This window comes from Streptomyces sp. SID3343 (assembly GCF_009865215.1).
Lineage (GTDB): Bacteria > Actinomycetota > Actinomycetes > Streptomycetales > Streptomycetaceae > Embleya.
Genome location: NZ_WWJX01001606.1, coordinates 1 through 10509, shown reverse-complemented (window position 1 = coordinate 10509; position 10509 = coordinate 1). Strand labels below are relative to the sequence as shown.

The 10509-nt window shown below is 69.6% G+C and carries 10 protein-coding genes; 7 read left to right on the top strand and 3 right to left on the bottom strand.

Annotation, left to right across the window (positions count from 1 at the left end):
- Together GT354_RS51550 and GT354_RS51545 are read right to left on the bottom strand one after the other, a co-directional pair.
- A partial coding sequence (locus tag GT354_RS51550; protein ID WP_161365358.1) for a class I adenylate-forming enzyme family protein occupies positions 1 to 1702 on the bottom strand: 1702 nt, incomplete at its 3' end.
- The gene (locus tag GT354_RS51545; RefSeq protein WP_161365356.1) at positions 1699 to 3156 is read right to left on the bottom strand and encodes a carotenoid oxygenase family protein; all 1458 of its coding nucleotides are present in this window, start codon (positions 3154 to 3156) and stop codon (positions 1699 to 1701) included. The genes GT354_RS51545 and GT354_RS51550, both read right to left, overlap by 4 nt.
- Positions 3157 to 3316: 160 nt before the next feature.
- On the opposite strand from GT354_RS51545, the gene GT354_RS51540 reads away from it, so the two are divergent.
- The 6 genes from GT354_RS51540 (at position 3317) to GT354_RS51510 (ending at position 9139) form a co-directional block, all read left to right on the top strand.
- The gene (locus GT354_RS51540) at positions 3317 to 4309 is read left to right on the top strand and encodes a winged helix-turn-helix transcriptional regulator (RefSeq protein WP_161365354.1); all 993 of its coding nucleotides are present in this window, start codon (positions 3317 to 3319) and stop codon (positions 4307 to 4309) included.
- A gap of 159 nt (positions 4310 to 4468) precedes the next feature.
- On the top strand, positions 4469 to 5011 hold the full coding sequence (locus tag GT354_RS51535) for a hypothetical protein (protein WP_161365351.1): 543 nt from the start codon (positions 4469 to 4471) through the stop codon (positions 5009 to 5011).
- A gap of 368 nt (positions 5012 to 5379) precedes the next feature.
- The gene (locus GT354_RS51525) at positions 5380 to 6516 is read left to right on the top strand and encodes a histidine kinase (RefSeq protein WP_161365347.1); all 1137 of its coding nucleotides are present in this window, start codon (positions 5380 to 5382) and stop codon (positions 6514 to 6516) included.
- Entirely contained in the window at positions 6513 to 7181 is a 669-nt protein-coding gene (locus GT354_RS51520; protein WP_161365345.1) for a response regulator transcription factor, read from the top strand. Before GT354_RS51525 ends, GT354_RS51520 begins: the two co-directional genes overlap by 4 nt.
- A gap of 207 nt (positions 7182 to 7388) precedes the next feature.
- Positions 7389 to 8393, top strand: a complete 1005-nt coding sequence (locus GT354_RS51515) for an ABC transporter ATP-binding protein (RefSeq protein ID WP_161365343.1) — start codon at positions 7389 to 7391, stop codon at positions 8391 to 8393.
- Positions 8390 to 9139, top strand: coding sequence for an ABC transporter permease (locus GT354_RS51510; RefSeq protein WP_161365340.1), 750 nt, complete (start codon positions 8390 to 8392; stop codon positions 9137 to 9139). The genes GT354_RS51515 and GT354_RS51510 overlap by 4 nt, the downstream gene beginning before the upstream one ends.
- 319 nt (positions 9140 to 9458) lie before the next feature.
- On the opposite strand, the gene GT354_RS51505 is transcribed toward GT354_RS51510, so the two are convergent.
- Complete coding sequence (locus GT354_RS51505; RefSeq protein WP_161365337.1) at positions 9459 to 10220, bottom strand: DUF4239 domain-containing protein; 762 nt, start codon at positions 10218 to 10220, stop codon at positions 9459 to 9461.
- Positions 10221 to 10318: 98 nt separating this feature from the next.
- Here GT354_RS51505 and GT354_RS55505 point away from each other — a divergent pair.
- On the top strand, positions 10319 to 10509 hold a 191-nt coding region (locus GT354_RS55505; RefSeq protein ID WP_237536279.1), incomplete at its 3' end, for a hypothetical protein.

Below are 10509 nucleotides of genomic sequence, written 5' to 3'. Positions count from 1 at the left end.
CCTCGCCCTCCACCTTAAACCGCCTGCGCAAATCCACCTTGCGCACCTTCCCGACCGGATTGCGCGGCAGCACATCGACCACCTCCAGACGCTCGGGCAGTTTGTACACCGCGATGTGACGCCCTTTCAGAAACTCCGTCACGTCCCCCAGGGTCGGCACGCGCGCGCCAGGCCCGACCACGACGACCGCGCACGCGCGTTCGCCGAGCACCGCGTCCGGGACCGCCACGATCGCCGCCTCGTCGATCGCGGGGTGGGCCATCAGGTGGCCCTCGACCTCGGCGGCGGAAATGTTCATCCCGCCGCGTACCACGATGTCCTTGGCCCGGTCGACGTAGCGCAGCCAACACGGATCGCCCGACGCGTCCGCGGCGTACGCGAACACGTCGCCTGTCCGGAACCATCCGTCGTCGTCGAACGCGGCCAGGCGCGCCTGCTGATCACGCGTCACATACCCGGAGAACACACCAGGCCCCTTGAGCCGCAACTCACCGGCCACGCCCACGTCGGTGATCTCGCTCTCGGTGACCGGGTCCACGAGTCGGCTGCGCATGCCGTGCGAAGCGCGGTTGGACCACGTGTGCCGGGGAGAGCCGAAGCGCGGGAAATAGTGCGCGCGGTCGCGCCGGTCGGGCACGGTGATCGGGTCGGCCTCCAAGCTTGCGCCCTCGTTGGAGCCGAAGTAGTTGATCACCTCGATGCCGAACCGCTCGGCCCACCCCACCGTCATCTCCTCGGTCAACGGCGCGGAGCCCGAACCCACCACACGCAGCGACGACAACACACCCTCCGGCAGATCGTCGCGGCGCAACATCATCGTCAACAGCGCGGGCGGCACCACCGTGTACGTGACCCGCTCGGCCACCAACTGCTCGACGAACACGCCCGGATCGAACGGATGATGCTGCACGAGTACCGCGCCGGTCATCAACCACGGCAGGAACATGCCGGCGATCCCGGCCATGTTGACCATCGGGAACGGGTTGAGCAGGACGTCCTCGCCGGTCAGCGAAGCGGCATCGACGCTGCCCAGGGCCATCGGCGCCCAGTCGTCGGCACACCGCGGAACGCCCTTCGGCACAGCCTCGGTTCCCGAGGTCCAGCAGATCGTTACGCAGTCGTCGGGGTGGAGATCGAGGCCGGTGAGGTAGCGCTCCAGACGCCGGGTCGAAGCCTTCGCCAAGGCCACATCCAAGCCGGTGACGCCCTCGGGTACGTCGTCGCCGAACGCAAGCACCGCGCGCATCCCCGACAGCGGCAGCGCCACGATCGCCTCCGCCGCGCGCCACGAACCCGCCCTGGTCGCGGTCACGAACACCCGCACGTCGGCCAGTCGGGCGAGCTCCTCAAGCTCGAACTCGCGGTACTGGACCGGAAACGGCGTCACGATCGCGCCGAGTCGGGTGATCGCGAGACAGGCAGCGGCGAGCTCGACCGAGTTGGGCAGTTGTACGCCCACGACGGTGTCCCGAACGACGCCGTGGTCGAGGAGTACGGAAGCCAACGCGTTCACGTAGGCGTCGAGTTCGGCCCAGGTGAGGCGACTGGGCGGCCCATCCATGAGTACCGCGCGATTCGCCGGGTCCACGATCGCCGTACGGTCGGGGCGTTCCGCGACGCGCGCGCGAAACAGCGCGTCCCAGGTGGGGCCGCCCCACCACGGCGCGTACTGGGCCGCGCGGGCCTCGCTGTGCAATCTCATACCCGGCCCCCGAGTTGGTCGGCGCGTACCCACGTCGCGTGGAACCCGACCGGTACCCGCACCGGGAGCAGTACCCGACACACGGGACCCGCCGCCAGGTCGGCGGCGTCGAGCACCACCACCTCGGAACGGCCCTCTCGTTCGTCGGTCACGAACGACACGAGGTAGCCGTCGTCCTCGCCGGTGCTGTCGTCACGCGCCGCGAACGGCGCCTCCGATCCCCAACGCCCGGCGCCGAAGCGGTGATCCTGGCGCTCGCCGGTGTGCAGGTCGTAGCGCACGATGCCGTCGAAGAGCAGGGTGTCCTCACGCGCGATGTGCACGTTGTAGGTGTAGCGGCTGCGCTTTCCGACCATGCGTGAGTCCATCGTCGGGAACTCGGTGTTGTCGTCGTCGCGCGGCCCCTCGGTGGTTCGACCCGTCGTCAGATCGAAGCGGTAGCGCCACAGTTGGGCGTCCAGGCGCAGGTAGGCCAGCATCCGGGCCAACGGATGGTCGATCCTCGGCTGGTGGTGCGGATCCTTGACCCGGCAGACGTCCATGACGATCTCGCCGTTCTCCTCCCACGAGTTGACGACGTGGTAGATGTAGGTGGGCGCGGCCTCGAACCAGCGGATCCGCGTACCGTCGCCGTGTCGCGGAAGGACGCCGAAGCGCGACGGCAGGTTCTGCTCGAAGGCGAGCTTGTAGCGGCCCTGGCGGCGCGCCTCCTGGTTCTGGATCAGCGGCAGGTCCATCAGAATCGCGTAGTTGTCGGTGATCGCCATGTCGTGCGGCAGACGCGGCCCTGGCAGATCGATCGCGGTCGTGTGCGAAACCTTGCCGTCCGGGCCGACGACGCCGTAGCGCAGGTACGGGGGTTCGGGTCCGTAGTCGAACCAGAACAGCTCGCCGGTGCTCTCGTCGACCTTGGGGTGCGCCATGAAGTCACCGGTCAGCGTGCCCAGGAAGGTCTCGGCGCCGAGCGTTTCAAGGGACAGCGGGTCGAGCGAGCGCGGAGTCCCGCACAGGTACCACGACGCGAGCAGCCTGCCGTTGAAGAACGTGACGTCCGTGTTGGCGGAGTCCTTGAGCCCGAGCCCATGCCCGTTGCCGAACGGATTGGCCTCGGGATCCTCCATCACACCGGTCCACAGGCCTCGCCCGGCCTTGCTTTCGGCCTCGAACGCGGCGGTGCGCACCCACCGATTCACGTAGCGCGCGCGGCCGTTCTCGAAGTGCAGGCCATGGATCATGCCGTCGCCGTCGAACCAGTGGTAACGGCCGGTCGCGGGATAGCGGCGATTGGGTCCGTTGCGCAGGTAGACACCATTCAGGTCGCGCGGAATCTCACCGATCACTTCCAGATCGTCTGCGCTGATCTCATCCACGACCGGGGCGTGGACTCCGAGCAGATACGGGTTCTCCTCGTGCTCGTCCACTGGCTTGAGTACGAACGCTTCAACGTCCTTCATGGCCACTCCGGGGTCGGAAACCAACGCGCGGGAAGGGGACGTGCTTGTTTCGGGAGGCTAACCCGACGGCGCTGATACTTCTAGAGTGTAAGTAGATGGGCACGGCGCCGTCGCGCCACCGGAAGCGCTCGCCACGACCGAAGGAATACATACTTCGCCCATGGATCAAGTCCCCTCGTCCGCGCCCCCCACATCCGCGTCGCCCACGCCCGCCACGCCCCACGCACACCCGTCACACCCCACCTCCCTCGGCCACGGCCTGCTGGTCATGGGCGACCTGTGGAACCTGCTGATCGTGCGCGAGGCGCTCGCGGGCCCGGTGCGCTTCGGCGACCTCAAGGCGGCGCTCGCGATCTCGGACCCGGTACTGACCCGACGACTGCGCGACCTGCTCTCCGACGGGGTACTCGAAGCGGACGGGCCGCGCCAGGAGTATCGGCTGACCGACGCGGGCGAGGACCTGTGGCCCGCGTTCGTGGCGATCAACGCGTGGGACCGGCGGTGGGCGCCGAACTCACCGCTCCGGGTCCGGGTACGGCCTCGGCACCTGACCTGCGGTCACCGATTCGACCCGGTCTTCGGGTGCGGCGTATGCGGCGCGATCGGCTTGAGCGCACGCGACACCGAAGCGGCTCGGGACCCGGCGGTACCGGCCGAGGCGGCCAACCCCCGCCGGCGCTACCACCGCTCGGCCTCGGCGGCCGGGGGCGACGCCCCCATCGCAGCGGCGGCCGTACTCGCCGATCGCACGTCCACATCGATCCTCGCGTCCGCGTTCCTGGGCATCCACCGCTTCGGCGACTTCCAACGCCTGATGCCCGACACCGCCCCGCACACCCTGACCACGCGCCTGAGCCTGCTCACCCACCAGGGCATCCTCACCAAAACCCCGCTCCAGGAGGGGTCCCGCCGCACCGGCTACCGACTGACCCCCAAGGGCCACGACTTCTTCCCGACCTTCGCGTTTCTGATCGCGTGGTCCGAACAACGTTTCAGCGCCGACGGCCTCGCCGGCGTGCGGATCACCCACCGCACATGCGGCGAATCGCTCCGCCCCCGATGGACCTGCAACGCCTGCAACGGCGCACTCACCGCCACTTCGGTCGACGTCGGCTACACGCCTCGGTCGCCGGCTCCCGGCATCGCGGAGTGAACGAGGCGAGTTGACACGAACGAGTGACAGACACGTGAGGGAGCACCCTTGATTGTCCGAACCGCCGTTGCCTCGCGGTGATCCGTGCCTTCATGGTGGTGCCGTGCCGCCGCGCCGGGTCCTCGGTCGTGGGCGGAACGCTCACGCGAGGAGGACGATATGGCGCAATTGTTCGGGTCGAGTGGAGGGCGCGTACTCGTCGGTGCTCTCGCGGTCCTGGTCGCCGCCACCGGGCTGGTCGCGTGCGACGGGAACGGGAACGGTACGAGCAACACATCCGCACGGTCGTCCGGGCCGGCGTCCGCATCCGCGACTGCGACCGCAACCGCGTCGTCCTCGGTGTTCGACACCCCGACGACGAGGGCGAGCGAGACCCCGTCGGAGACCGAGTCCGCGACCCCGACCCTGCGGCCGTCCCGGACCCCCTCCGAGACCGCGACCCCGGAGAGCACGAAAACGGCGTACGACAAGGGCGAATGCCTGAGCGGCAAGATCAACACCGGAGGAAGTCAGGAGGAGTTGATCTCGGTCAAATGCTCCGACGCCGCGGCGAACTTCAAGGTGTTGCGGGTGTTCCCCTATCTGATGGCCGGCCGACCGTGCGACGACGTGAGCGGTACGGACTACTCGTACTCCAGCTACTGGACGCGCAACGGCATCCCGACGTATGGCAGCACGTACTGCCTGTCGGAGATCGGCTGACTCCCTCGCGTCCTCGTCATAGGTCGCGCTGACTCCCTCGCGTCCTCGTCATGGGTCGCGCTGACTCCCTCGCGTCCTCGTCGTAGGTCGCGGGCCGAGCGACCAAAGTCGATGCGCTGCTCGACTCACGACGACTGCCGGATCGCCTCGCCGACTGCCTAGGGTGAGGTGTGATCAAGGTGCGGAGGAGTTCGACCCCGAGGAGTTCGACCCCGAAAAATTCCGGCCCTGGAAATTCCAGGCCTGGAGGTTCGAACGCTGGAAGTTCGAGCCCTGAAGGTTCGAACCCTGAAGGTTCGAGCGCCAAGGCGCGGGAAGCGGCCTCGGCGTCGGTCGCCGGGTCGGTCGCCGCTGCCGGCTCCCGCTCGATGCGCGCGTGGGCCGCCGACTTCGGGTATGCCCTGTCCGCCCTCGGCCTCGGCTCGATGATCCTGGCCTCGGCCCTCCGAGACGACGACGGCCAACCGCCGAACGCAATCGTCGAACTGGTGCTCGGCGCCGGGATGTTCGCCGCCTTCCTCGTGCTGCGCCGTCGTCGGCCGACCGAGTTGTCGATCGCGTGGGCGGTCGTCGGTTTCTTCTCGGCGGCCGTCACGGGGTCGAGCCCGATCGTGCTCTTCAACCTCGCGATCCACCGCCCGTGGCGGGTCAGCTCGGCGGTCGCCGGTTTCCAGATCACGCTCGTCGCGGCCACCTTCTGGGTGGGCATCGATTCACCGCGCGCCTACTGGGAGGCCGTCCTCGCGATGACCCTGCTCATCACGACGGCCGTCGTGACGGGCATGCTGATCCGGTCGCAGCGGCAGTTGACCGCATCCTGGCGGGAGCGGGCCCGACAGGCCGAGGAGGGGCAGCGACTGCGCGTCGAGGAGGCCCGCCACCTCGAGCGCGAGCGGCTCGCACGCGAGATGCACGACGTGCTCGCGCACCGCATCTCGCTGCTGGCGATCCACGCGGGCGCCCTGCAGTACCGGCCGGGCGCGTCGGCGGAGGAGGCACGCGCCGCCGAGATCATCCGGCAAAGCGCGTTCGAGGCACTGGAGGACCTGCGCGAGGTGATCGGTGTGCTGCGGGCCCATCCCGACGAGGCCGAGGACGCCGGGATCGAGCGCCCGCAACCGTTGCTGAGCGATCTGCCCGCACTGGTCGACGAGTCCCGACAAGCGGGCGCGGTCGTCGAACTCGATCTGCCGCACCTGCCGTCGGTGTCGGGACGCACCGGGCGTCACGCATACCGGATCGTGCAGGAGGGCCTGACCAACGCACGCAAACACGCCCCGGGGGCACACGTGCGGGTGAGCGTGACCCCGGCCGGCGAGGAAGGGCTCGCCATCGAAGTGGTCAACCGGATGCCACACGGGCGGGCGAGCAGCGACATCCCGGGTGCGGGCGTGGGGTTGATCGGCCTGCGCGAGCGGGTCGCGCTGATCGGCGGCCGATTGGAACACGGGCACACGGACACCGGCGACTTCCGGCTTTCCGTCTGGCTACCGTTGACCAAGTGAACGCTTCCCACGCCGTCGTTCGTGTCCTGGTCGTCGACGACGACGCACTGGTCCGGGCCGGCCTCTCGATGATGCTGTCCGGGCTCGCCGACGTGCGCGTGGTCGGTGAGGTGTCCGACGGCGCGGACGTCCTGGTCGCGGTCGACGAACACCATCCCGACGTCGTACTGATGGACATTCGGATGCCACGCGTGGACGGCCTCGCCGCGACCGCGACGCTGCGGGCCCGACCGGAGGCGCCGCAGGTGATCGTCATGACGACGTTCGACTCCGACGATCACATCCTCAAGGCGATGCGCGCGGGCGCGAGCGGATTCCTGCTCAAGCACACCCCGCCGCCCGACATCGTCGACGCCATCCGCCGCGTCGCGGCCGGCGAACCGATGCTCTCCCCCGACGTCCTGCGCCGCATGATGTCCTACGTCGCGGCAGCCGGCGTCGACCCACGCCGAGCCCGCGCCCGAGCAGCCCTGGACCGCCTCAGCGAGGGCGAGCGAGCGGTGGCCGCGCTGGTGGGCAAAGGCCACACCAACGCGGAGATCGGCAAGGAACTGTCGATCAGCGTGGCGACCGTCAAAGCGTACGTGTCCCGCCTGTTGACCAAACTGGATCTCAACAACCGCGTACAGATCGCCCTCCTCGTCCACGACGCCTCGGACGCCTGAACAACCCGAGCCGCGTACGCGACGCCGGCCGCCGGCCCCGGGCCTTGGCCCCGACCTCCGGCCCCTTGACCCCGGCCGCCGGCCGCCGCCGCCGCGACGATCGGCAAAGCCGCGTACGCCCTTGGTCGACACAAGTACCGACCATCGTCCGCAGGTGTGGCCTCTCGGCCGCTGCGCCAAGCCACCCGGCGCGACGACGCTGAAGGCATGATCACCGCCGAGAACCTGAGCAAGCGCTACGGCGAACACGTCGCCGTCCAAGCAGTGTCCTTCACCTGTACGCCCGGGACGGTGACGGGCTTCCTGGGGCCCAACGGCGCGGGCAAGTCCACCACGATGCGGATGATCTGCGGGCTCACCCCGCCCACCACCGGCCACGCCACCGTCAAGGGCGTGCCCTACCGCAGGTTGGGCAACCCTGGCCGACACGTCGGCGTGCTGCTCGACGCCGGCGCTCAGCACGCGGGCCGCACCGGGCGCGAAACGCTTCTACTGTGTGCGCGCATCTTGGACGTGGACCGTGCCCGCGTCGACGAATTGCTCGACGTCGTGGGCCTGACCGGCACGGCGGGCCGGCGCCGGGTCGGCGGCTATTCGTTCGGCATGCGCCAACGGCTGGGCATCGCGCAGGCCCTCCTCGGCGATCCCGACGTACTGATCCTGGACGAGCCCACGAGCGGCTTGGACCCCGAGGGCATCTACCACATGCGCACGCTCCTGCGGGACTTCGCCGACCGCGGCGGCACGGTCCTGTTGTCCTCCCATCTGCTACGCGAAGTGGAGGCGGTGGCCGACCACATCGTGATGATCGCCAAGGGCCGGATCGTGGCCGACGGCGCGAAGGACGAACTGCTCACCGCCCGAGGGGGCATCCGGGTGCGCGGCCTGGACTCGCACGCGCTGCACACGGCCCTCGTCGCGGCCGACCTCGCACCGAGACCCACCGACGACGACGCCTTCGTGGTGGACGCGCCGGCCGAGGCGATCGGGCGAGCGGCCGCCGGAGCGGGCGTCGTGCTGCTCGAACTGCGACCGGCCGATCACGACGGCCTGGAGGAGATGTTCCTGGCCCTGACCGGAAGCGCCGACACCGCCGACGGTCCCGACCCCACCAACGGCCCCGACGCCGTCAGGGCCGCCACCACCGACCCCGCCGACCCCGCGCGCGCCGTCCACCGCGGCCACGCCACGTCCCAGGAGGTCGGGGCATGACCACCGTCCCCGCGCCCACGCTCACCCGGCTCACCGAGGTCGAGTTGCGCAAGATGACCGACACCCGGGCGGGCCGTTGGCTGTTGGCGGTGGTCGCGCTCGTCGCCGTGGCGCTGGTGGTGGTCACCCTGGCCGCCGCGCCACAGGATGAGCGTCGTTGGGGAGACTTCTTCGCGTCGTCCCAAGCGGGCGTAGCGGTGATCTTTCCCGTGCTCGGCATCCTGGCGGTCACCGGCGAGTGGTCGCAACGCACCGCCTTGACCACGTTCGCGCTGGTCCCCGACCGCCATCGAGTGCTCGGTGCCAAACTCACGGCGGGAGCGGCGCTGGCCGCCCTCGGCACCGTCGCGGGTCTGCTCTTCGCGACCATCGGCCGAGCGGTGGCGGGGGCGACCCATCGGGCCGAAGGAGGCTGGTCGATACCCCTGCCGATGCTCGGATCGATGCTCCTGGCAGCAGTTCTGGGCGTCACGCTCGGTGTGGCTTTCGGCCTGGCGCTGATGAACGCGCCGCTGGCGATCGTGGCTTACTTCCTGGTGCCGACCGTGTGGGGCATCCTGTCCGACACGGTCGAGTCCGTGCGCCCGGTCGCCGGTTGGCTCGACCCCGGACGCGCCATGGATCCGCTGTACGCCGCGGGGATCACCGCCGGCGAGTGGGCCAGGCTCGCCACCGCGATCGGCGTCTGGCTGCTGCTGCCGTTGCTCGGCGGCGCCGTCCGGCTTTCCCGCACGGAGGTGCACTGACGGCCCCGAGCCCCGGGCTCGGGGCCCGGGCTCGGGCTCCCGCTTGGGCTCCGAGCTCGGGGCTCCCCGCTTGGGCTCCGGGCTCAGGCTCCCGGCTCCGGCTCCGGCTCCGGCTCCGAGCTCAGGCTCCCGGCTTGGACTCCGGGCTCGTATCGGTGGAACCGTGGCGGGCCGGGCTGCGACTGCGGTGACTGGCGTCAGGGCCCTGGGGCCGTAGTGGGACCGCACGGCCGGTGTTGGTCCCACTACTGCCAGAAGTGATCGAACTCGGGCCCGTTATCAGTCGTTCCAGTTCGTCGCGCGCGCCTGCCGCGCCACGTCACTTCGCATTCGGGAAGAGGTTTCCGAACGCGTCGGATGCGGCCGTCATCCCCTGCCCGAATGGCGCGTCGAGGTCCCAGATCAGGAACAGCAAAAAGCCGATCAGCGCGCTGAACAGGCCGGCCACGATCAACTCCGGCGCGGATCTGCGGATCTGGAGTGTGAAGACCATGCCGACGGTGACCGCCGCGCCGATCAGAAGGCCGAACCACACCAGCGCCGGCATGGTGGCGCCCGCCTGACCGCCTCGGCCTTGCCGCGCGTCGTCCGCGATCGCGATCTGGTCGAGGATCGGTTGGTACATCTGCGCTTCCTGGTCGTTGGCCGGCACGTAGTCGGTGACCGAGTAGCGGATCTTGTCGAACAGTTCCGCCCCCTGCTGCGACAGTTCGCCGTGGTCGGCCATGTAGTCCCACTCCTTGTGGACCACATAGACAACGTAGGCGTCGATGTCGGCCCTGATCCGGTCGCGGACGGGTTCCGGATAGGCCCGGACCCGCTCGCTGACCTCGTGCAACGCCTGCGACTCGTGTCGAACCTCGTCCTCGGCCGCACCGCGCCCCTCCCATACGGCCGCGATGGCAAGGCCGAGCACGATGGCGTAGATGACGCCGATCATCATCGTCATGTATTCGAGGACGTCGGGCGTCCCCGACGGATCGTCGTCGTCGGGCAGCCTGCGCTGCTTGAGTACGACAATGGCGAGGACGACGGCACAGACCGCAGCCATCGCGAGCGCCAGAACCGCCCAATGCGACATGTAAGTGTCCTTCGGGTCGAGATATGCAACAGCCGAATGGGAAGAACAAAGCGCTGGGAGCGTCGACCGCTCACCGCGACCCGCCTCCGGCTCCCCCCATGCTCCCCGCCCGACCGCGTGGCCGCAGCGCGGCGCCGGCGACGATCGCGGGCGCGGTGATCAGCAGCGTCGTGGTCACCACCGACGAATGCCGCACCGGCGGGGCAGCCGTCGCGGGTCGTGCCGCAGGCCGCTTCACTTTGGCCACGGGCCGAACCGACGGCGGCGGCGGGGTCGTCACGACCGGCGG